Raw genomic sequence first — 22,117 nt, forward strand, 5'->3', positions numbered from 1 at the left:
CAGTTTCAAGACCTGAAACTCCACTTCCAGCAGAACAACATAACAACACACAAGACCAGCCTGAACAAATCAGCACAAACTCCAGCATGCCCGTTATCACAAGTGTTGAGCCGGAACAAATATCCCCAGAGCCTACCTCTGACCTCATTTTCGGTGTGACCAAGCGCAATTTGCTCTCTGCCCTGATGATCGCGGGTGGTGGGGCATTGCTCGTCATGACCCTGCTCTATGCCTTCTGGCCCCGGCAGAAATGATTCGGCTCGGTCTACCCCGGTTTCCGCCAAAATCTTTATCCTTTCATGAGCACTGCTTCTTGTGTTTGATCGGGCACGGGAGACGGGACGATGACGGGTTCGTGGGGAATGACCTTTTTGAACTTGGCCACATATTTTTCCCAGTCAGCCAAAATGGTTTGGGCCTTGAAGCTAGCTGTCTTATCAAAATATTTTGTCATCAGACACTTCAATGACTCCATATCCCGTAAATCAGTCAAAGATTTCACCGTCACCATTTCTGTATTCACGCGGGATTCAAATTTACCGTCTTCATCAAAGACGTAGGCGAATCCTCCACTCATTCCCGCTGCAAAATTCTTTCCGGTGAGTCCGAGCACCACGACATGGCCATTAGTCATATATTCACAACAGTGGTCACCGACGCCCTCGACAATGGCGGTAGCTCCGCTATTACGAACGGCAAAACGTTCCCCCGCCCGGCCAAGAGCAAATAGGAATCCGCCGGTGGCACCATACAGGACGGTATTACCTATGATCACATTCTGGTTCAAAACATATTTTGCATTTGGCGATGGGACGACCACTATCTCGCCACCGGACATACCCTTCCCTACATAGTCATTAGCCTCGCCAGTAAGGGTTATTTTCACACCTTGGACTAAAAAGGCCCCTAGGCTTTGCCCTGCACTGCCTTTGAGCTTGAGCTCTATAATATCCGGTGGCAACCCATGATCACCATAACGGTATGCGATCTCACCGGACAAACGCGCCCCTATGGATCGGTTCGTATTCTTGACTTTGTAACTCAGGCTAATGGGCGTTTTCTCGCGTAACGCATCTTTGGCATCCTGTAATATCACCTCATCTAAGGGACGATCCGCCCGATCATTACTCTCGATAATATGGTAACGGGATGACCCCTCTTCATAGGGTGGCATAAAAAGCAATTTGCCCAAATTAATCTTATTAGCTTTCGGGTGCCCCTCCACTTCCCTTTGTTCAAGAAGCTCCGTGCGCCCGATGACATCATTAAGGCTGCGTGCACCGAGGGAAGCGAGAATTTCACGAACCTCTTGGGCCACGCCATTAAAAAAATTAATCACCATCTCCGGGGAACCTTTGAATTTCGCGCGGTATTTCTCATCTTGGGTAGCCACTCCGACCGGACAATTATTCAGATGGCACTGACGTACATAGACACAACCCAAGGAGATCATGGCTGCCGTTCCAAAATTATATTCTTCCGCGCCAAGCAAAGCCCCCATGAGGATATCCCGCCCGGTTTTCATTCCTCCGTCGGTGCGGAGTACGACACGTCCCCGAAGGCCATTCATGACAAGGACTTGTTGGGCCTCTGCGATACCGAGTTCCCAAGGGCCACCGGCATTTTTAATCGAACTCAAAGGTGATGCACCGGTGCCCCCGTCATGACCGCTGATCAGGATCACATCTGCATAGGCTTTTGCGACTCCGGCGGCGATGGTCCCCACGCCGGCCTCAGAGACGAGCTTGACACAGACCTTTGCCCGGGGATTGACTTCCTTCAGGTCGTAAATCAGCTGGGCTAGATCTTCAATACTATAGATGTCATGGTGAGGAGGGGGAGAAATCAACATGATCCCAGGCATACTCCGGCGCAAGCGCGCGATCATCGAGGTGACTTTCATTCCCGGAATCTGTCCACCTTCCCCGGGCTTAGCACCTTGGGCAAGCTTGATCTCGATTTCACTGGCACTTGCCAGATACTCGGCAGTCACACCGAAACGTCCGGAAGCCACCTGTTTAATCGCGCTATTAGGGAAATCCCCGTTCGGCCTCCGATGAAAACGCCCTTGATCCTCGCCACCCTCGCCGCTATTTGATTTCCCACCGATTTTATTCATCGCGATAGCCAATGTCTCATGGGCTTCAGGAGACAATGCCCCGAGGGACATGCCAGCTGTGGTAAAACGGCGCCTGATCTCTTCGACCGGCTCGACTTCATCTAGGGGAATCGGCGGTTGTTTTTTGAACTCTAATAAATGTCGCAAGGCAACAGGCACTTGGGTGCGGGCCATTTCCGCATAAGTTTTATACTCTTCCTGTGTCCCTGATTTGACAAATGTATGAAAATTTTTGATCACAGGCCCCGTCCAGGCATGCATCTCTCCATTTTGGCGATTCCGGTAAAATCCGGCATCCACCAGTTTAACGCTTTCATCGGGATGTTTGAATGCAAGATCATACCGACAAATCGACTCAGCAGCGATCTCAGGGTAACATATCCCACTGATTTGGGACTCTGTGCCAGCAAAACATTCACTCATCACCTTCTCACCGATCCCGATTGCTTCAAATATTTCAGCTCCCCGGTAACTGGAAACACAAGATATGCCCATCTTTGACATGATCTTGAGGACTCCTTTATCGATGGCCTTCCGGTAGTTCTTTAAGGCTTCAGCATAGGTCTTTCCTTCTACGCCCTCTTTACCCCCTTTTGAAATCATTTCACGGAAAGTCTCGAAAACCAGATATGGATTCACCGCGCTGGCTCCATAACTGACCAAACAAGCGACTTGATGGACATCCCGGACTTCCCCGCTCTCGATAATGATGCTGCACCGCATTCTTTTACCCGTCCTGATGAGATGATGATGAACCGCCCCCAATGCTAAGAGCATCGGGACCGGAACATTCTCATGGTCCGTTTTCTTATCAGAGAGCACGAGCAAAGCGGCGCCCTTATCCACCGCATTTTCAGCAGCCGCGCAAATCCGACGGATCGCCGGCTCAAGGCCTTCATTGCCAGCAGAACGCTGAAAAACACAGTCTATGGCCTCGGAATGAAAACCTTTTGATCCCAGGTTCTTGAGTTCACCAAGCTCATGATTAAAAACTACGGGACTCGAAAGCCGGATCAAACGGGCATGTTTCTCCGATTCACCCAAGAGATTTGGCCGGTGGCCGAGATAACAATCCAAGCTCATGACCAAACGCTCCCTGATCGGATCTATCGGCGGGTTAGTCACCTGGGCAAATTTCTGTTTAAAATAGGTATAAAGCAGGCGGGGTTGATATGACAAAACAGCCAAGGGAGTATCATCCCCCATGGAGCCAAGCCCTTCTTCACCCCTTTCACCCATGGGTTTTAGAACTAGGGAGAGTTCCTCAGTGTTATATCCATGGGCAAGTTGGAGCTGTGTATTTGTCAGGATATCAATGTCACCCTGAGGCTCCGGAACCGGAGTCTGGGCAAATTGCGCATCGAGCCTGACTAAATTATTTTTTACCCAACTGGCATAGGGTTTGCCTTTGGAATATATTTTCCGGATCTCATCACTCCTGAGAAGAGCTCCTTTGGCTGTGTCGATAGCAATTGTTTCACCGGGTCCCAGACGGCCTTTTTCCACAACATTCTTATCATCCACATCGACCAATCCGACTTCTGAGCCCATGAGCACCATTCCGTCATTAGTCACTTTATAACGGGCAGGCCGGAGTCCATTCCTGTCCAAGGTGGCCCCGATCGTAATACCATCCGTATAAACGAGTGCGGCCGGGCCGTCCCATGGTTCATTCAAACAGGCATGAAAATCAAAAAATCCACGGGTTTCCTCATCAATGTCATCAATCTCACTGAGTGCAGGTGGGACAAGCATCATCATGGCATGCAAGACCGGGCGACCGGACATCACGAGGACTTCCAAAGCATTATCCAAGCTCGCCGAGTCACTCAATGACGGCTGGATAATCGGTTTAAGAAGGTCAATATCTTTACCCCAAAAGTCAGCCTGTAACTCAGCCTCACGGGCTTTCATCCAAATCCGGTTCCCATTAATCGTATTAATCTCCCCGTTATGCGCAATCATCCGGAAAGCCTGGGCGAGCGACCATGTCGGAAAGGTATTCGTACTGAAACGCTGGTGGAAAATAGCCAAGGCCGTCTCATAATCAGGATTCTGTAAATCCTTGTAGAATTTCTCCAGTTGGTTCGAGGCCAAAAGCCCCTTGTACACAATCAACCTGTGGGACATGCTACAAATGTAGAAATCTTGAATTTTGAGTTCCCCCACCTTTTTTTCAATCTGGTTACGGGCTAAAAAAAGAGCACGTTCATATTCGTCATCTGTCATCTTTTCTTTTCGCCCGACAAAAACTTGCTGGATATGGGGGAGAGTGGCTTTCGCCTTGTCACCCAGGACCCGTTTATTGAGCGGAACCTCGCGCCAACCAAGGTGATGGAGCCCCCTTTTTTTCAAAGTTTCCTCGACGATATTCCTGCAAGTCGCCTGATGATAACCATCCGTCGGCAGGAAAATCATCCCGATACCCAAGTCTTGTGGCTGGTAGAGGCTGTATCCAAGCCTTTGAACCTCGGGAATAAATAGTTTGTGAGGAATTTGAGTCATCACACCGGCACCATCACCGGTTTTTTGATCGGCATCTATGGCCCCGCGATGAGTGAGATTAATCACTGACTGGATCGCTTTGCGGAGAATAACATTAGATTTACGCCCATCAATATTGGCAACAAATCCAACCCCGCAGTTATCATGTTCATTTCTGATATGATAAAGGGATTTTTTCCACTCCGGCCGACTGTCTATGATCTGTCCGTAATGCATTTTTTATATCGTCTTCCTTTAAAAGGGGATTATTTTTATCCTGAAATTATTATACCATATTTCAAATGCAAGCGCAAATCGTGCCATTTCTGGAATTTTCATTTATTTCATGGTTACTGAATGATAAAGTCTTGACGTGACACACTCCTGAAAATCTGTAGGTCTATAGGGCTTATTTATCAATTATGTCATTGGAACACGATATTCGCTCTGCGGAAGGCTACTTTGAACTCAGCATGTTCGAGGAGGCACTTGAGGAGGTCAAGAACCTCCCTGAGGAATACCGGTCAACCCCACCGATGCTCTCGATTGCAGGACATAGCTTGTTAACATTAAAGCGATGGAAACAAGCCCTCGAAATCTTTTCATTACTCGTACAGCTTTCCCCTACCAATCCTGATGGATATCTTCATGCCGCTTTTTGCCTGCATGAACTCCAGAAAACTGCCGAAGCCAAAGAAATGTTACTCGTGGGTGCCATTCACTTAAAAGGTAATGCCGTTTTTTATTATAACCTTGCGTGTTATGAATGCCTCCTTGGTAACCTCGACTATGCCGAGGAGCTCCTCGAACAGGCCATGACCATGGATGCCCATTTTAAAACCTCTTGGCTGAGTGATCCGGACCTTGAACCCCTCCGGGAAAGGTTTTTGAAGTAGGCAGCCTGCCTAATAATTCTGCCTCAAGGCCTGAATAGGCTCCATGCGCGCCGCACGGATGGCGGGGATCAATCCGGCCAGTAAACAGATCAAAATGGACACCCCGCAAATCACCGCCACATCCGATGACCGGGTCAGAGCAGGGATCGAATCGAAGAGATATATCTCCTTCGGAAAAACCTCGATGTGAAATACATTTGCCAAAATATCTTTTACCGGGTTACGGAACTCCACAAGAAACAAACCACTCGCCAGACCACAGGCTGTCCCAAGCAGCCCCACAATCAATCCTTGGGAGAGGAATATCCAAAGAATCTGGATGGAACGGGCCCCAAGGGCTTTCATCAGGCCGATATCGTGGGTTTTCTGGACAGTCACTGTAATCAACGTGCTCATAATCCCGAAACCTGCGACCAAAACAATAAAAGTCAGCAGGAAAAACATCATGCTTTTTTCCGTCGCTAATGCCTGGAAAAAACGTTGGTTAAGCTCCATCCAATCACGCGCTTGGATCGGCAAATGTAACTTTTGATTCAGCGAGGCTTTGATCTCATGGGCTTTAAATGGATCATCCGTCATCAGGGCGATACCATGCACACCCCCATTGAGACTGTATAACCGCTGGGCCGTGTCAAGATTCACAAATATGAACCCTAGGTCATACTCAAACATGCCGGAGTGGAATATCCCTTTTACGGTAAGTTCCGTAGGAAGGTAAAACTCTTCATCACCTTTCTTCGCGTCTTTCTGTTTCTGGAGGATGCTCGTAATATTGCGGGGGGAATACACGATCATCTTATCCCCGACTTGCATCCCGAGTTGTTTGGACAACTCAGTGCCGATAATGACAGAATCATCCGAAAGGTCGAATTCACCTTGAATCAGATAATTCTGCAATTTGCTCACATCCCGCTCTTTTTCAGAGTCGATGCCCTTCATATAGGGAGTGGAAATCTTATTCATGTACTCGATCAGGACAGGCCCCATGACAAAGGGAGCCGCAGCCTTAATCCGGGGTTCTTGCTTGATCACCTCGAAAACTTCTGCCGGATTAAGAATGATTCCGCCATTCGCCACAGTCAAATGGGCATTCATCCCGAGTATCTTCTCGCGCAAATCACGCTGAAACCCACTCATCACAGAGATCACCAAAATCAAGACCATCACGCCGAGGGTCACTCCTATGACCGAGATGATTGTGATCACGGAGACAAAGGTTCTCTTCGGCTGCAAATAACGCAGCGCCATAAATGGTTCAAAAGATAATTTCATATTATTTACCGCTATTTATCCGGAAAAGTAATCATATTGGGCCTTTCGCCCGAGTAATACACTCATATCATCAAAGGCCCCCGATCTTCTTGTCCATCCAGCATCTGACCAGATACCCGTGATATTCCTTTACTCCTTTGGTTTAAGCAAAGGGAAAAGGATAACGTCACGGATCGACTCGACCCCCGTTAGCAAAATAGTCAGACGATCAATCCCTATTCCGATCCCGCCGGCGGGAGGCATCCCATAAGACAGTGCCGTCAGGAAATCCTCATCGAGCTTCTGGGTTTCTTCACCGGCCTGCTGTTCCAGACGCGTCCTTTGAACGATCGGATCATTCAACTCCGAGTATCCCGGTGAAATTTCCTGCCCATTGATCACCAGCTCATAAACATCCACTAGGCTCGGATCCTCAGCATTTTGCTTCGCCAGAGGAACCAATTCCACCGGCAGGTGCGTGTAAAAAACGGGGTTAATCGTTACACTCTCGACTTTTTTCTCGAATATCTGGTTAGTCACTTCAAAATCCTCCATTGCATCGGATACTTCAATATCCCACCCACGGCATTTGGCGATTTTTTGCTCACGGGAGAGGGTAAACCAATCCTCCCCTGCGACTTTTTTAATGGCATCCTGATAACGCACTCGTGGCCAGGGACCACTCAAATCAATTGTTTTTGTCACTACCCCGGCTTCATCCTTGGTTTCTATCGACAGCCCCCCGTTCACCTTCAGCGACAAGTGGCAGATCATCTCTTCGACAAGCTGCGACATTAACTCGAAATCCGCATACGCCCAATAGGCTTCTAACATGGTGAATTCCGGATTATGTTTGCGGGATATCCCCTCATTGCGAAAGTTACGGTTAAGCTCGAAAACCTTTTCAAAGCCCCCCACGAGGAGGCGTTTCAAATAAAGCTCTGGAGCGATACGCATGTAGAGCTCCAAATCCAATGCGTTATGGTGTGTTTTAAATGGCCGGGCGGCAGCACCACCGGGCACTGATTGCATCATCGGTGTCTCTACCTCCATAAAACCGCGGTTCCCAAGGAATTCACGAATCCCCGCCACAATGGCTGAACGCTTCCTGAATACCGTACGGACATCATCATTCACAATCAGATCGACATAACGCTGGCGGGAACGTTGCTCTTGGTCTGCCAAACCATGCCATTTGTCCGGAAGCGGGTGGAGCGATTTGCTCAGGACAGTCAATTCACTGACTTTAATCGAAGGCTCCCCCGTCTTTGTCCGGAAAAGCACACCCTTGACCCCGATTATATCCCCGAGATCGAGCTGGTCAGTAAAAAGCTTATAGACATCTTCACCTAACGTGTTTTTCTGGACATAAATCTGCATCCGTCCTGAACCATCTTTAATATCGGCAAAAGCACTTTTGCCCATGTCACGCCGAGTCATGATACGACCGGCCACAACCACCTGAGTCTCAGCCAGCGATTCCTCCGTGGCCGTTTCGACAAAATATCCCCGAGTCTGGACAAGGGAATGGCTCACATCAAAACGTTTTCCGAAGGGGTCAATCCCCTGATGTCGGAGGGTTTCAAGTTTCTGTCTTCGTAACTGAATCAATTCGTTTGTTTCTTCCATACGTCACTCCAAAGAAACAGAAGCACTCCCCTTCCTTCAAGTAAATACTCACGGGCTACCCGCGCGCGGATCAAAAAAGCAATTTGTTCGAGTCCTCGATCCGGCTTTTGCATGCCGGTCAAAGGTTGACATTGTTTTTGAATAAGTTTTAATCGGAATACTGAAACCATAATCCTTATTTGGAAAATAAAACTCTTATGAAAGAAGCATTCCCGAAAGTCAAATCGATCAAATACGAAGGACCAAAATCCAAGAATCCCCTCGCCTTTAAGTGGTACAATGAAAATGAAAAGGTCGAAGGAAAAACAATGAAGGATCACCTTCGTTTCTCCGTGGTTTACTGGCACACTTTCCGCGGACGTATGTCAGATCCATTCGGTGCCGGTACGGCCATCCGTCCTTGGGACGATTTTTCAGAATCAGTCGAAAACGCGCAGAACAGGGCTCGTGTCGCTTTTGAATTCATCGAAAAACTCGGTGCACCGTTTTATGCCTTCCATGATCGTGATGTCGCACCGGAAGGAAACACTCTGAGTGAGAGCCATAAAAACCTCGATGCTGTCGTCAAAGTCTTTAAACAAGAACAAAAACGCACAGGAATCAAACTCCTCTGGGGTACCGCCTGTCTCTTTGCTAATCCCCGTTTCGTACACGGCGCGGGAACAAGCTGTAATGCTGATGTCTTTGCTTATGCCGCCGCCCAAGTCAAAAAAGCCATGGAAGTCACCCATGAGCTCAAAGGAGACGGTTACGTTTTCTGGGGTGGTCGCGAGGGATATTCCACCCTGTATAACACCGATATGAAGCGTGAGCTCGACCACTTGGCCGCTCTCCTGCATATGGCCGTCGACTATAAAAAGAAAATCGGCATGAAAGCCCAATTCTTTATCGAGCCTAAACCCAAAGAACCCACCAAGCACCAGTACGACTCTGATGCGGCAGCTTGTTTGAATTTCCTCAGGGAATACGGCCTCAAGGATCATTTCCAGCTCAACCTAGAGACAAATCACGCCACACTGGCCGGTCACACGATGATGCATGAGCTCGAAGTCGCCGGTGGAGCCAATGCCCTCGGCTCAGTCGATGCGAATACCGGGGATCCCCAACTCGGCTGGGATACCGATCAATTCCCGACCGATATTTATCTCACCACTCAATGTATGCTCTCCATCCTCAAATATGGCGGACTCAAAAAAGGTGGGGTGAATTTCGATGCAAAAGTCCGTCGTGAATCCTTTGAGCCAATCGATCTTTTCTACTCCCACATCGGAGGCATGGATGCCTTCGCACGCGGCCTGAAAATCGCTGCAGCCATCCGTAAAGACGGTCGCCTGGCCAAATTCGTCAAAGACCGTTACTCCTCATGGGATAGCGGGATCGGCAAACAAATCGAACAAGGCAAGACAAACTTCGACTCCTTGGAAAAATACATCTTGGGTAAAGGCGGAGAAGCCGACCCGAACCAAAGTGGCCGCCAAGAATTCCTCGAAAATCTGATCAACGAATTCATCTAAACAAGAATCTTTTTTTCACTCTTCCAAGGCGTTTCCCGTAACAAGGAAACGCCTTTTTTGTGTTTTACGAACTTGGATTTTATGGAAGACTACACGGCAATGGTTTCCTTTCGCACAACCCGATTGATTAATGGACTTGACTGTGCACTCAAGACCATCGCCTTTCTCTGGTTCCCCGTGTGTTTTTGGTTACGCTGGACTACCGGCCCCGCCTCTTCACTCTATGACGGTTTGATCAATGCCGAGTTTACTTCACTCCTATTCATATGGATGGGATGGTTTCTGCTCTTGGCCCGTCTCATCATCACAAAACCCGATATCACTTTTCCCCGCCCACAAATCTTTGGAATTGCGTGTTTCAGTCTCTATTTTCTCTGGGCCCTGGCTTCAGTGAATTGGTCGGTTTCCGCAGCCACGTCACTGAGTCACATGGGAGTGTGGTTGCAATACCTCTTGATTATTCTTTTTTATGCAGGCGTTTTTTTCTGCTCCAGTCGGGGACTTTTATTTAAAATGCTCTCTTTTTGGTCACTTTCTTTAAGCCTACCGGTCATCTACCAATATTACCTGAATGGTTGTTATGTCCCCTATCTCGGGCTGAGTTATAATCGCTCTATTCTCGGTGAAGCCCTTTGTGGAATGGTTCCCCTATTATTTGTGTTTGGTTGGCTACATAAAGGAAAACGGGTGAACGCCGTATTGATTTGCGCCTTTCTCGGTTATCTGGCTGTGCTCCTGATGGGGCAGAGGGCACCCCTCTATGGACTCATCTTGGGATTATTAGGATTGGGTGCAGCCGGATTTATCCTGATCAAATCCTCAGATGACTTTGACAAACATACCATGAGAGTCCGTATCTTGGGTACATTTGCACTGATCATTGTTTTTTCTCTACTCTATTTAATCCCCTCCCCATTAACCGGGCAACTCAAGGACTGGGATTCCACAAAAAGGATCTATGATATCGGCCAAGCCGGCGAAGCAGGGAAATACCGTATTTTAGGCTTAGGAATATCATGGGAACAATTCAAACAACACCCCTTATTGGGAAACGGGGCGGGAACTTTTCCTCTCAATAATTTCAAAGCTCGGGAAAAACTCATGGAAATACCGTCTTGGCATTATTTAAGCCAAGTTGGATTCAGCTCGATCTTTAACCGCGCACACTGTGAACCCGCCCAAGTCGCTGCAGAGCTGGGTATCGTCGGGCTTATTATCTGGATATCCCTCTTCATTGCCTTCCCCCTTATTCTTCTCAAAACCACAGTCAAAAAATCGAACGACCAATTATTGATGATTCTTGCCGTGATTGCATCCTTCGGGGCCATCGGGATAAGTTCCTTGGCTAGTTCGTTCGGGCCGAGGACATTACTCAGTATTTTCCCTTGTTTAGTCCTTCTGGCCGCCCTCAGGCATATATTTCCCCCTACCCAGCAGGATATCCGGATTCCCCTTCCTGCTTTTTTCAGTACTACCTTATTACTTCTTCTCTTAAATATCGCCATTACGTCCCAAAAAGTCGGGGACCTGAAATCTTGTTATTATGCCGATATTGCTGAACTCCGGCTCAGCCTTAAGCCCGTTCCTTCCTTCCAAGAAATCGCCACCCTTTACGAAAAATCCATTGAGGCCTCCCCCAGACTACCCAGTGCCTATTCATCCACCGGCTTGCTGCTCGCCCGGCACGGTAAATTACCTGAAGCCTTGGAATACTTCCAAGCCGCTTATGACTTGGGGTTTCAATCCCATTTTAATCTTTTCTTAAAAACCTACTCATTGTGGTTATCCGGGAAGAAAAACGAAGCTTTGGCTGGAGCAACACAGCTCAGTCAGTTATCTCCTCAAGATGAAATATTACAAAAACAAAAACTCCTGTTTGAAAAAAATAAATCCTCATCCCTTAATAGCCATTCACCTGAAACAATCCCTTTTCTCATAGAATCCACCCTCAGAAATGAAATCGTTTTTATTTCTACTCAGGATCTTTTGGGCACCGATCAATTAGGGTTTTGGATTTATTACTATATCCAACCCTCAATTAACCATTCAGAACGGACAGAAAAGCAGTCTCTCTATTTAAGGAGCTTTTATAAAAGCCCGGTTTCAAGCCAATAAAAAGCCGCTACATATTGTAGCGGCTGAGATTATTAGTGACTATTAGATTCTTACCGTCCGGTTGCCCATGTTGCCGTCACAACTGTGAAATTAGTTTGAAATATAACATTATTTGCTGTGTTTTTAGGGGTAAATATAACACTTCCGTCAACTTTAGCTACATTTACACCTGTTCCGCCGAGGACACCTGTGTTAACCTCATATCCAGCAATCAACAAAGCAGCCGTATATGACGTCGGGTCTGTATTGAATGCTTCTGTCACCACAATATTTCCTGCATCAGAGGTGTCAGTCAGACCATAAACATAGTTATATGTCTTATCCGCAGCTTGCAGTGTCGAGTTTGTAAAGGTTGTACCATATCCTGGAACTTGGAATACAGACACCCCACCAGCATAAGTGGGAATCAATAGATTAAAATGATTCACGGATAGTGTCGGAGATGCACCTGTTGAAGGATAACTGTCATTGAAATCAGCTGCATAGAGTTTACAAGCCAAGACAACTTGTTTCATATTACTAGCACTCTTGGTGACATTAGCTTTGACCTTGGCTTTCATGACTGCGGGGACAGCCAAGCTGGCGAGGATCGCGATAATTGCTATGACGACGAGGAGCTCGATAAGTGTGAAGCCCCCTTTTATATTTCTTAATGTTTTATTCATATCAAGTTATATAAATCTAAAGGGGAATAATATCAATAAAAAAGCCGCTACATATTGTAGCGGCTGAGATTATTAGCGACTATTAGATTCTTACCGTCCGGTTGCCCATGTTGCCGTCACAACTGTGAAATTAGTTTGAAATATAACATTATTTGCTGTGTTTTTAGGGACAAATGTAACACTTCCGTCAACTTTAGCTACATTAACACCTGTTCCGCCGAGGACACCTGTGTTAACCTCATATCCACCAATCAACAAAGCAGCCGTATATGACGTCGGGTCTGTATTGAATGCTTCTGTCACCACAATATTTCCTGCATCAGAGGTGTCAGTCAGGCCATAAACATAGTTATATGTCTTATCCGTAGCTTGCAGTGTCGAGTTTGTAAAGGTTGTACCAAATCCTGGAACTTGGAATACAGACACCCCACCAGCATAAGTGGGAATCAATAGATTAAAATGATTCACGGATACTGTCGGAGATGCACCTGTTGAAGGATAACTGTCATTGAAATCAGCTGCATAAAGTTTACAAGCTAAGACAATTTGTTTCATATTACTAGCACTCTTGGTGACATTAGCTTTGACCTTGGCTTTCATGACTGCGGGAACAGCCAAGCTGGCGAGGATCGCGATAATTGCTATGACGACGAGGAGCTCAATAAGGGTGAAGCCCCCTTTTATATTTCTTAATGTTTTATTCATAATTCCTATTGTTGGTTTGAGGTTTACTGAATTGTTTTATTGACGGGGCTACTGAATGTCAACCATTAAAAATGGTTATAATTAACCTCACCAGACAATTGCTCCGTATATTTATAAACTAACTTATAACACAATAATGCGATTTTCAACTTTTTTAATAAATATTTTTCTTTCCTATGCCCCGCTTTAATGGAATCTATTCACCATTAATGGGATACAATCCTTATTTCGGTACGGCGGTTTGGTGCTTGCTGGTCTATGGACCCATTTGGTGAGACGACAAAATTCGTCGCTCCATTCCCTTTCACGGTGAAGCGCCTATCGCTCAACCCGCCGAATTTGACTAACCAATCCTTGACAGCCTCGGCCCGGGCTTGCGACAGGGTGAGATTATATTCCGCCGACCCCGTGCTATCAGTATAACCATCAATCTGAATCACCGCCTTTGGAAATTGGGTATTGATCATCACGATCAATTCATCCAATACAGGTTTTGCACCTTGTTTTATACTCGACTTATTGTAATCAAAAATGATTTTTTCACCCAGACTGATGGCTTGTCCCTGCTTGACTGCATCCACCACCTCTTCAGGCTTTTTATTTAAGAGCTCCGCTAGTTTCTGGAATCCGGGGACACCGTCTTCACTGGTCCCATTACCAGTTTGTCCCTTTTGGGCGACATCCGCATTTGGTTGAGGCATCGCTTGGGTGGACGTCGGCATCTTGCCTAAGGAATTCTGATGGATCAAATCGACCTCTTGAAAGACGGCTGATGGGGGCAGTTGCTTCAAATCGGACTTCCCCTCCGGCAAAACAATTTGCGCCTGACCCACGGCAGCCGGAGCATCCTGATATTGTGGGGGGGCCGCTGCCACTGGTTTTGTATTCTCCACGAGCCTTTGTAATGTCCTTTTTTCATCAAGAGCCATTGCCGCCTGTTCAATAGTCACTTTCGGGGGCTCCATTGTCGCCGGGGAAGGTACATCTGAAACGACTTGTGCCCGAAAAAATTTCGGATCCACATTTACCCGGGTCTGGCTGTATTTTTTCATATCCACAGGCTGTTTGCGGGATTCTTCTGACGTAAAAAAAACGTATCTAGCCAGATACAGGACAATGATATGCAACAAAATCGATATAATGAGCCCGATAATGAACCACTTGCGGAATGGCGCATTATTTTCTCCCCTGAGAATGGCTACAGTTTCATTCATCGTATTAATCTAACAGATTAAACACCGTTTGAGAACACCTAGTTCCATCGATTTATCAAAAATCATCAGAAAGGGGATGTCCACCCTCATTCTGCCAATTGATTGAAGACAACGACTTTTTCTTGCGCCCACGCCCGACATCCCCGATATTCCTTCCCTCTATGAAAATTTCTGTTCAATGGCTAAAAGATTATGTGGATTTTGACTGGTCGGCAGACGAACTCGCCGACAAACTCACCGTGGCTGGTATCGAAGTCGAAGGTATCGAAGTCCGCGGGGCGAATTTTGACCATGTCGTCGTCGCAGAGATCCTCGAGTCAAATAAACACCCAAATGCCGACAAACTCAGTGTCTGCAAAGTCACCACTGATGGCACCACTACGAAACAAATTGTTTGCGGGGCAAAAAATTATCGAGTCGGTGACCGTATCCCCCTCGCCCAACCCGGGGCTATCCTCCCTGGTGGTTTCGCCATTAAAGAAAGCAAATTGCGCGGGGAGCTTTCCCAAGGCATGATGTGTTCGGCTAAGGAACTGGGGCTTGCCGCCGATGCTGACGGGCTCTTGATCCTGCCAAAAGACACTCCCTTGGGCATACCGATCTCGGAAGTTTTCCCGACCGACACCATTTTCGAAGTCGAGATCACGCCAAACCGCCCTGACCTCCTTTCCCATTTCGGGCTGGCGCGTGAACTCGTCGCGCTGGGCGCGCGCAATTTGCGCCCACCGGAAATTAACTTTGTCGAGAGCGAAGAGCCCGTTGACGGATTCCTCAAAATCGAAAACTCGGTCCAAATCGATTGCCCTCTTTATATAGGCCGGGTCGCCCAAGGGGCGAAAGTCGCCCCCAGCCCCGAATGGATGCGCCGCCGCCTAGAGGCTATCGGAGTCCGTTCGATTAATAACGTCGTGGATATCACGAATTTCGTCCTGCACGAACTTGGTCAGCCACTCCATGCCTTTGATGGCCAAAAGCTCAAAGGTGGCAAAATCATCATTCGCCACGCCCGTAAAGGCGAAAAAATCCTCGCCCTCGATGGCAAGGAATACGCGCTTGAAGACGGCATGACAGTCATCGCTGATGAGACAGACCCCACCGCCATCGCCGGGGTGATGGGTGGAGAAAAAACGGGGGTGGATGATTCCACCAGTCATATCGTCCTAGAAAGCGCCATTTTCAGTCCCTCAAAAGTCCGCCGCACCTCACGCCACCTGACCCTCGGCAGTGATTCTTCCTACCGATTTGAACGGGGTATCGACCCGGAGGGCGTAGACTTCGCCAGCCGCCGGGCCACCAGCCTGCTGGCGCAAATTGCCGGGGCCAAGATTTTTCGTGGAAAAATAGAGCTCCGCAGCACGACCCTCGTTCCGGCCCGCCAAATCGAACTCCGTGCCTCACGTGTACGCAAATTGCTTGGATGCGAGATTCCTTCCGAGAAAATCCAGTCTATCCTCAGGACCCTTCACCTGTGTGTAGCCGAAGGCGCCGCCCCGGAGACATGGGCCGTTACCGTCCCCAGCTTCCGCCGTGATCTCATTAAAGAAATCGACCTGATCGAGGAAATCTCGCGCATCCTAGGCCTCGACGATATCCCGTCAATCCTCCGTGCGACTGTCCCGACCATTTCAATGGCCGATAAAGCCGCCGGACAGGTGAATAAACTACGCAGGTCACTCAATGGAGTAGGCTTAAGTGAAATCCTTACCCATAAACTCATTGATGAAAAACTGGAATCCGTCAACCATGCGGCGTGTGGTTTAAACTCCATCAAACTCCTCAACCCCCTGAGTGCAGACCAGAATACCCTCCGGTCAAGCTTGATCGGCAATTTGCTCCAGACTCTCGCACTCAACCGCGCCCACCAGAACCATTCCCTCGCCCTCTTTGAGGCGGGCAAAGTATTCCTAGAGTTCGAGGACAAATTGCACGAACGCCTCCACCTTTCCTTAGGGCTTTGCGGGATCAAGCATGCAAAAAGCTGGATGGCCGCCGAGGAATCCTACACTTTCTTCGACTTAAAAGCTGTCGTGGAAGCAATCGGGACCGCCTTTGGCCTTGGCACATTGGAATTCAGAAAATTGTCCCTGACAAATTCCCAAGAAAAGGTTTTTGAGCTTGTGGCTGAAACCTATGCCCACAAAAAACGTTTGGGTTTCATCTCGATCCTCTCGTATGACATCAGAAAATCCTTCGGGTTGCCCGAGGCGACATTTGTCGGTGAATTAGACCTGACCCACTTACTCATTCCTTCCGAGCAACGCCCGCAAGTCACCGCACCGGCAAAATTCCCTGCATCCACCCGTGATGTGGCCCTCTTGGTCCCCCAAACCATCACAAACCAGCAAATCATCCATGCCTTCCAAAAGCATGCTCCGAACCTGCTCGAAAGAATCGAATTGTTTGATATTTTTACTGATAATACAGGTCAGAAACTGCCTGCTGATAAAAAAAGCATGGCCTATTCCTTGACTTACCGTTCTTTAGACAAAACATTGACCGACCAGGAAATTAATCAAGCCCATGACCAACTCCGTAACAAAGCGGCGGCGGATGTGGGTGCGACTTTCCGGGAGTAATCTATTTTTTACAGGGACTCTCTGAGGCAGCGGGCCTTGAGGATCCTTAGGACTTTTCCCCCTGCGGTGTTCGCGAGGGTACGACATTTTTTGAGCCGATGTTTATCTGAATCGGGAGCATAAGCTTTAGCCGGGTAAAGGCAGGCCTTCACTGGAAGTCTGCAGCCGGTAGAGCCGCACCCACCTGGATCTACCAGGGTTCAAATAAAATTCGTACCAGACGGCACAGGTGGGGGGTTATTTTTTAGGAGGGGCCCCGATCAGATTCGGCGGAGTGATTAATATCTGTATCTGCACTTTCCGGGACGCATTTGTATCCTGCAAGGTTTCACCGCCAGAAGTGGAAGAAACGGTACCTCCCACCAAATTTTGCGGGGCGATTTGCAGCGAATTGCTGAGGGCCGCCAAAAAAGCCTCTTTTTTTGCCGGATCTATTTCGATGATCATTGTTTTTAAGGAATCCCCCACAGGTTTCAAATCACTTCTCTTCTCGGCAAGTTTCCCCTCTACAAGGGCTGATGAATACTTCCGGGCCATTTGCTCCACAATCCTAACCGTTTCTTCGCTGGATACTTTCGATTGGAAAACCGGTATTGCCGCTGTAACAGTATCAACCTCAGGTTTGACTCCACCGTCGGATGGCACTGATATTTCTGCCAGTGTAGAATCCGCACCCATGGACTCATCACGCATTTCATTGCCCGCAAGCTCGATGGTCACAATCACTTCATCCACAGTAACCATACGCCTGTTTGGGGCCATTTTTTCTATACTGGAATCAGTCTTGGTCAAGGCCACGGATGATTGTTCGCTTTTTTGATCCATCACTTTTTGCAGTGATTGACCTGCCGCTAGTGGGGGAGATACCCGCTGAGGCCTATCCATCTGCCACCAAATAACGGTGGCCACACCGAAAATCAGGAGGGCTGCCAGAGATGAGACGGCAAATGTATTTTGAAAAAGGAAATCAGACCAGCCATGCCACCAGCTCGAAGGCTGCGGAATCTTTTCGGGCTCTTCTTCACGCGCAATTTGCTCGCGTACCCGGGCAAGGAAATCCGGTGGTACCGGCACCCGGGTTTTCATTTTCCTTAAATCATTTTCGAGTGGGTCACTCATATTTGGCTCCGATCCCAAGACGTTTTAAAATTGTTTTTAATTCCTCACGCGCCCTTGAAATACGTGACTTTACTGTTCCTACATTTAACCCCGTAATCACGGCGATCTCATCATAACTCAATTCTTGAATCTCCCGGAGAATCAGGATTTCCCGGTGGTCGGGGTCGAGTTTCCCGATTGCCCCGGTGAGTTGGCCAAATCTCTCCGCGCTCATTAACTCATGATCCGGTTGCACAGTGGATGTCAGCTCTGGCCGGGCGGCAAGGGCCTCCCCGTAATCCTCATGTTGCAGGCTCACATGGGCCGATGCCTTGCGGCTGGCCAAATGCCGGATGCGGTTAAGCACTACCCGCCGGGTAATCGTGTAAAGCCATGTCTTAAAGCTCGATCTTTCCTCAAATTGCGGCAGGGCATGATAAACTTTGACAAAAACATCCTGCGCGGCTTCCACCGCCTCATCATGATTCTGGAGCATTTGATAGGCCATATTAATGACCAATGACTGATAACGGCGCACAAGCTCGTCGAATGCCTCTTCCCGGGCCTCCTTCTGGAAGGCTCTGACTAGTTCCGAATCAATCATGGGTTCTGTAGGATCAGACACCGGTCCGGAACTATTGGTTCCATCCATTTTACTGCTTATTTTCGGATTTCAGATCGCGGCGCATGAGGTTCACGATCCCTTCTTTTACGCTAAGCCCTTTATAAAGAAGAGCATAGACACCTGTCATAATCGGAGTCTCGACTTTGACCCTCTGGGAGAGTCCGGCGACGGAACGGGATGTATTTACCCCTTCAGCGACACTTTTTTGGGCGGCCAAGATTTCTTCGAGTTTGAGTCCACGCCCCAGCATCTGGCCGAGGGTACGGTTACGGCTGAGATCACTGAAACAAGTCACCATGAGGTCTCCGACTCCACTTAATCCGCTCAAAGTCTCGTGTTTTGCCCCGAGGGCCACGGCCAAACGGGTCATTTCGTACAGTCCCCGGGTAACCAAAGATGCTTTGGAATTATTCCCTAATCCCAATCCATCACAAATACCGGCCGCGATGGCTAAAACATTTTTAAAGGCCCCACCCACCTCTACCCCGATGACATCATCGCTGGTATAAACCCGGTAACGGTCCGAGGAAAAAGCACTCTGGCAATCCACTGTCAGGGATTCACTCATTGAAGCCACCACAGCGGCAGCCGGCATTCCATGGGCGATTTCTTTGGCGAGATTTGGCCCGGAGAGGACACCCACTTGATCTGTCCCGATTTCCTGAGAGATAATCTCGGTCATCCGTGAGCCCGTCCCGTTTTCGATTCCTTTAATTGCGGAAACATAACGCAAATTGCGCGCGCCCGCTTGTTTGGCGACTTCCCTACAAACATCCCTCAACCCGTGGGAGGGAACGACGCACAAGACAAGTTCCGCCCCCGACAATGCCGCAGACAGGTCAGCAGTAACATTGACCGCTGGAGGTAATGCGGCACCAGGCAGATGGATTTTATTCTCCCGGGACTCCGCAATTTGAGCGACAAACTCCTGATTACGTCCCCAGAGTGAAACTTGATTGTAGTTATGGGCAGCTAAAACACTGAGTGCTGTACCCCATGCTCCTGTTCCCAAGACGGCTATTTTCATTGATCGGAAAGCTCCTGTTTTTTTTGTCCGAAACGGTTCTCCGTTCCATTTATCAATCTCCGGATATTACTCTTGTGCCGGACAATGGCAAGTATTCCGAGAACCGAAGCAAAAATCGTGAATGGCAGGAATTCAGGCATGCCCCAATAAAACAGGGCAGTAACCAAGGGTAATGCCGCCGCGGCGATAATCGATCCCAAGGATACATAGCGGGAGATTTTAAAAACAACGATAAAAACCACGATCACCATTACTGATACCACCGGCATCAATCCGATGAGGGCACCGGCACTGGTAGCGATGCCTTTGCCCCCTTTAAACCCTAACCATGGAGTGTAATTATGCCCCAGAACGGTACAAACCGCGGCTACGAGTTTGAGAGTGATGATATTGGGCTGGTCTTTAAAAAGGAAAGCGACCAGAAGGACCGGTAACATTCCTTTCAGAATGTCAAAGGTAAGCACAAAGCTCCCCCAAACCTTACCCAATACCCGGAAAGCATTTGTCGCACCGATATTCCCGCTGCCTTGGGAACGGATATCAATCCCCTTGAGCTTGGCCACAAGGAAGCCAGTCGGGATCGAACCCACTAAAAATGAGATTAAAGCTGTAATCAGGACGTTTATCATCGGTTCCATGTTATTAAAAAAAGAATTCCTTCTTTTCTTTCATTTCCAAACAAGTTATTGACTAGTGACTTTGTATGAATCGTCAATCGAAAGCTCAAAAGAAAATAGTCATCTCCTCTGGCTCCAAACAATTTTCCCTTTCCGGGCTGCGCAAATTGTGCGGCCGCTGGAAAAAGGAGGGGCTCGTCGTCGGCCTGACCAATGGCTGCTTTGACTTGCTCCACCGGGGGCACGTGACCTACCTCGAGAAAGCCCGGGGACATTGTGACAAACTCATTGTCGCAGTCAATAGTGACAGTTCGGTCAAAGCCCTCGATAAAGGACCAAACCGCCCCTTGAATACCGAAACCGACCGTTCCTATGTTTTGGGTGGGCTCGCCTGTGTCGATGCCACCGTGGTTTTTAGTGAACCCACTGTCACTAAGGTGATTACAGCGATTTGCCCTGATCTTTATTTTAAGGGGGGGGATTATACACTTGCCACCCTGGACCCGGACGAAAAAAATGCTGTCTTGTCCGGTGGTGGTAAAATCAAACTTATCCCGTTAGTTCCTGGAAAATCCACAACCAACCTCGTTAAAAAGATGAGGGGCAAATAAAAATGATGAAAATGGTTATTATGGGTTCCGGCACGGGGACGAATTTCGATGCAATCCACCAAACTGTGTCTGAAGGCAGTCTCTCCGCGCAAATTGCTCTGGTGATTAGTGATAAGCCTGACTCCCTTATTCTTTCCAAGGCCCGTAACCATAATTATCCAATCGAACACATCCTCGCCAAAGAATCGGATAAATTGCTCGAACGTCTCCTGCAAATTGCGCCAGATTACATTATCTTGGCCGGATACATGCGTATTTTGTCTCCCTTGATCGTTGATTCTTTTCCGGAGAAAATCATTAATATCCATCCTTCCCTGCTACCCAAATATCCTGGTATCCACGCCCCCCAACAGGCTATCGAGGCCGGGGAAATCGAAAGCGGATGCACCGTTCATTTTGTCGATACCGGCGTGGACACCGGCCAGATTATCGCCCAAGCCCGTGTCCCCATCCTCCCTGAAGACACAAAAGAATCCCTCCACGCCCGCATTCAAGATGAGGAACACAAACTCCTCCCTGAAGTCCTCATGCAGCTGGCGACCTACTAAATTACAATAAAAAATCCCTCTGGGCTGTGGGCCCCGAGGGATTAAAGAAAATCGCCTTGGTCAGGAGGTTTAAACCTTACCACAGACCGAGACTTTGAGTCCGAGCTCACTCATCATCGCTGCTTTCAGGAAAAGAGCCTTTTTCGCATCGGCCAATGTCGGCGCATAGGCGACTTGGATGTGGTTAGACTTATGCCGGGCCATCATCTGGTCACGGCTAATGTCTTGGAGGACCACATGCATGATCGGCCATTGTGGCGTGGAGAGTCTCCAGCGTTCTTCGGTTTCTTCCTGGGGGAGATCCACAACTTCACCAAGGCCGGTATCATAACGCAATTTTCCACCTTCGATAAAAACACGGCTCCAAACGATCCAACCCGGCTTGCTAATCCCCTTCATGGTCCCACCACCGAGGCGGAAATA

Annotated in this window: 18 protein-coding genes and 1 other RNA gene; 8 read left to right on the forward strand and 11 right to left on the reverse strand. The window is 48.3% G+C overall.

Translation table 11 applies throughout. From position 1 onward, the window contains the following. Positions 1–254, forward strand: a 254-nt coding sequence (locus tag SGI98_01250; protein MDZ4742028.1) for a hypothetical protein, incomplete at its 5' end; no start/stop codon positions are given. A gap of 35 nt (positions 255–289) precedes the next feature. Here SGI98_01250 and gltB read toward each other — a convergent pair. After that, the gene (gltB, locus tag SGI98_01255) at positions 290–4,840 is read right to left on the reverse strand and encodes a glutamate synthase large subunit (GenBank protein ID MDZ4742029.1); all 4,551 of its coding nucleotides are present in this window, start codon (positions 4,838–4,840) and stop codon (positions 290–292) included. 185 nt (positions 4,841–5,025) lie between these two features. Here gltB and SGI98_01260 point away from each other — a divergent pair, with 185 nt between their 5' ends. Then, positions 5,026–5,499 (forward strand): hypothetical protein, encoded by a 474-nt coding sequence (locus SGI98_01260; GenBank protein ID MDZ4742030.1) that lies wholly within the window; start codon positions 5,026–5,028, stop codon positions 5,497–5,499. A gap of 9 nt (positions 5,500–5,508) precedes the next feature. On the opposite strand, the gene SGI98_01265 is transcribed toward SGI98_01260, so the two are convergent. Continuing rightward, positions 5,509–6,771: an FtsX-like permease family protein gene (locus tag SGI98_01265; GenBank protein MDZ4742031.1), complete on the reverse strand. Its 1,263-nt coding sequence runs from the start codon at positions 6,769–6,771 to the stop codon at positions 5,509–5,511. Positions 6,772–6,900: 129 nt separating this feature from the next. Further along, positions 6,901–8,379: a lysine--tRNA ligase gene (gene lysS, locus SGI98_01270; GenBank protein ID MDZ4742032.1), complete on the reverse strand. Its 1,479-nt coding sequence runs from the start codon at positions 8,377–8,379 to the stop codon at positions 6,901–6,903. Between the two features lie 197 nt (positions 8,380–8,576). Between lysS and xylA the strand changes: the two genes are divergently transcribed. Together xylA and SGI98_01280 are read left to right on the forward strand one after the other, a co-directional pair. Further along, a complete protein-coding gene (gene xylA / locus SGI98_01275; GenBank protein ID MDZ4742033.1) occupies positions 8,577–9,893 on the forward strand; it encodes a xylose isomerase in 1,317 nt (438 codons plus the stop codon). Positions 9,894–9,974: 81 nt separating this feature from the next. Next, on the forward strand, positions 9,975–12,008 hold the full coding sequence (locus SGI98_01280; protein ID MDZ4742034.1) for an O-antigen ligase family protein: 2,034 nt from the start codon (positions 9,975–9,977) through the stop codon (positions 12,006–12,008). 50 nt (positions 12,009–12,058) lie between these two features. Here the strand turns inward: SGI98_01280 and SGI98_01285 are convergent, their stop codons facing one another. The 3 genes from SGI98_01285 to SGI98_01295 form a co-directional block, all read right to left on the reverse strand. Further along, positions 12,059–12,673 (reverse strand): type II secretion system protein, encoded by a 615-nt coding sequence (locus tag SGI98_01285; GenBank protein ID MDZ4742035.1) that lies wholly within the window; start codon positions 12,671–12,673, stop codon positions 12,059–12,061. 90 nt (positions 12,674–12,763) lie between these two features. Further along, positions 12,764–13,378: a type II secretion system protein gene (locus tag SGI98_01290; protein MDZ4742036.1), complete on the reverse strand. Its 615-nt coding sequence runs from the start codon at positions 13,376–13,378 to the stop codon at positions 12,764–12,766. Between the two features lie 206 nt (positions 13,379–13,584). Continuing rightward, entirely contained in the window at positions 13,585–14,592 is a 1,008-nt protein-coding gene (locus SGI98_01295; GenBank protein MDZ4742037.1) for an OmpA family protein, read from the reverse strand. 161 nt (positions 14,593–14,753) lie between these two features. Between SGI98_01295 and pheT the strand changes: the two genes are divergently transcribed. Both pheT and ssrS read left to right on the forward strand, forming a co-directional pair. Beyond that, positions 14,754–17,168 (forward strand): phenylalanine--tRNA ligase subunit beta, encoded by a 2,415-nt coding sequence (gene pheT / locus SGI98_01300; GenBank protein ID MDZ4742038.1) that lies wholly within the window; start codon positions 14,754–14,756, stop codon positions 17,166–17,168. 55 nt (positions 17,169–17,223) lie between these two features. Next, a non-coding RNA gene (gene ssrS, locus SGI98_01305) (6S RNA) lies at positions 17,224–17,408 on the forward strand. On the opposite strand, the gene SGI98_01310 is transcribed toward ssrS, so the two are convergent. From SGI98_01310 to plsY, 4 genes are read right to left on the reverse strand one after another with little or no spacing between them, the layout of a single operon-like run. After that, the gene (locus SGI98_01310) at positions 17,406–18,287 is read right to left on the reverse strand and encodes a hypothetical protein (protein ID MDZ4742039.1); all 882 of its coding nucleotides are present in this window, start codon (positions 18,285–18,287) and stop codon (positions 17,406–17,408) included. The genes ssrS and SGI98_01310 overlap by 3 nt on opposite strands. Continuing rightward, a complete protein-coding gene (locus SGI98_01315; protein ID MDZ4742040.1) occupies positions 18,280–18,918 on the reverse strand; it encodes a sigma-70 family RNA polymerase sigma factor in 639 nt (212 codons plus the stop codon). The genes SGI98_01310 and SGI98_01315 overlap by 8 nt, the downstream gene beginning before the upstream one ends. A gap of 1 nt (position 18,919) precedes the next feature. Beyond that, positions 18,920–19,918: an NAD(P)H-dependent glycerol-3-phosphate dehydrogenase gene (locus SGI98_01320; GenBank protein ID MDZ4742041.1), complete on the reverse strand. Its 999-nt coding sequence runs from the start codon at positions 19,916–19,918 to the stop codon at positions 18,920–18,922. After that, complete coding sequence (gene plsY / locus SGI98_01325; protein MDZ4742042.1) at positions 19,915–20,556, reverse strand: glycerol-3-phosphate 1-O-acyltransferase PlsY; 642 nt, start codon at positions 20,554–20,556, stop codon at positions 19,915–19,917. The genes SGI98_01320 and plsY overlap by 4 nt, the downstream gene beginning before the upstream one ends. Before the next feature lie 65 nt (positions 20,557–20,621). On the opposite strand from plsY, the gene SGI98_01330 reads away from it, so the two are divergent. Then, a complete protein-coding gene (locus SGI98_01330) occupies positions 20,622–21,146 on the forward strand; it encodes an adenylyltransferase/cytidyltransferase family protein (GenBank protein ID MDZ4742043.1) in 525 nt (174 codons plus the stop codon). Between the two features lie 5 nt (positions 21,147–21,151). Beyond that, positions 21,152–21,694 (forward strand): phosphoribosylglycinamide formyltransferase, encoded by a 543-nt coding sequence (gene purN / locus SGI98_01335; protein MDZ4742044.1) that lies wholly within the window; start codon positions 21,152–21,154, stop codon positions 21,692–21,694. 69 nt (positions 21,695–21,763) lie between these two features. Here purN and SGI98_01340 read toward each other — a convergent pair. Beyond that, positions 21,764–22,117, reverse strand: a 354-nt coding sequence (locus SGI98_01340) for a fucose isomerase (GenBank protein MDZ4742045.1), incomplete at its 5' end; no start/stop codon positions are given.

Source organism: Verrucomicrobiota bacterium (assembly GCA_034440155.1).
In the GTDB taxonomy this organism is placed as follows: domain Bacteria; phylum Verrucomicrobiota; class Verrucomicrobiia; order JAWXBN01; family JAWXBN01; genus JAWXBN01.

Excerpts from the sequence above, each read along its gene's own strand:
- gltB (MDZ4742029.1), bottom strand. The coding sequence starts at position 4,840 with ATGCATTACGGACAGATCATAGACAGTCGGCCGGAGTGGAAAAAATCC.
- SGI98_01260 (MDZ4742030.1), top strand. The coding sequence starts at position 5,026 with ATGTCATTGGAACACGATATTCGCTCTGCGGAAGGCTACTTTGAACTC.
- SGI98_01265 (MDZ4742031.1), bottom strand. The coding sequence starts at position 6,771 with ATGAAATTATCTTTTGAACCATTTATGGCGCTGCGTTATTTGCAGCCG.
- lysS (MDZ4742032.1), bottom strand. The coding sequence starts at position 8,379 with ATGGAAGAAACAAACGAATTGATTCAGTTACGAAGACAGAAACTTGAA.
- xylA (MDZ4742033.1), top strand. The coding sequence starts at position 8,577 with ATGAAAGAAGCATTCCCGAAAGTCAAATCGATCAAATACGAAGGACCA.
- SGI98_01280 (MDZ4742034.1), top strand. The coding sequence starts at position 9,975 with ATGGAAGACTACACGGCAATGGTTTCCTTTCGCACAACCCGATTGATT.
- SGI98_01285 (MDZ4742035.1), bottom strand. The coding sequence starts at position 12,673 with ATGAATAAAACATTAAGAAATATAAAAGGGGGCTTCACACTTATCGAG.
- SGI98_01290 (MDZ4742036.1), bottom strand. The coding sequence starts at position 13,378 with ATGAATAAAACATTAAGAAATATAAAAGGGGGCTTCACCCTTATTGAG.
- SGI98_01295 (MDZ4742037.1), bottom strand. The coding sequence starts at position 14,592 with ATGAATGAAACTGTAGCCATTCTCAGGGGAGAAAATAATGCGCCATTC.
- pheT (MDZ4742038.1), top strand. The coding sequence starts at position 14,754 with ATGAAAATTTCTGTTCAATGGCTAAAAGATTATGTGGATTTTGACTGG.
- SGI98_01310 (MDZ4742039.1), bottom strand. The coding sequence starts at position 18,287 with ATGAGTGACCCACTCGAAAATGATTTAAGGAAAATGAAAACCCGGGTG.
- SGI98_01315 (MDZ4742040.1), bottom strand. The coding sequence starts at position 18,918 with ATGGATGGAACCAATAGTTCCGGACCGGTGTCTGATCCTACAGAACCC.
- SGI98_01320 (MDZ4742041.1), bottom strand. The coding sequence starts at position 19,918 with ATGAAAATAGCCGTCTTGGGAACAGGAGCATGGGGTACAGCACTCAGT.
- plsY (MDZ4742042.1), bottom strand. The coding sequence starts at position 20,556 with ATGGAACCGATGATAAACGTCCTGATTACAGCTTTAATCTCATTTTTA.
- SGI98_01330 (MDZ4742043.1), top strand. The coding sequence starts at position 20,622 with ATGAATCGTCAATCGAAAGCTCAAAAGAAAATAGTCATCTCCTCTGGC.
- purN (MDZ4742044.1), top strand. The coding sequence starts at position 21,152 with ATGAAAATGGTTATTATGGGTTCCGGCACGGGGACGAATTTCGATGCA.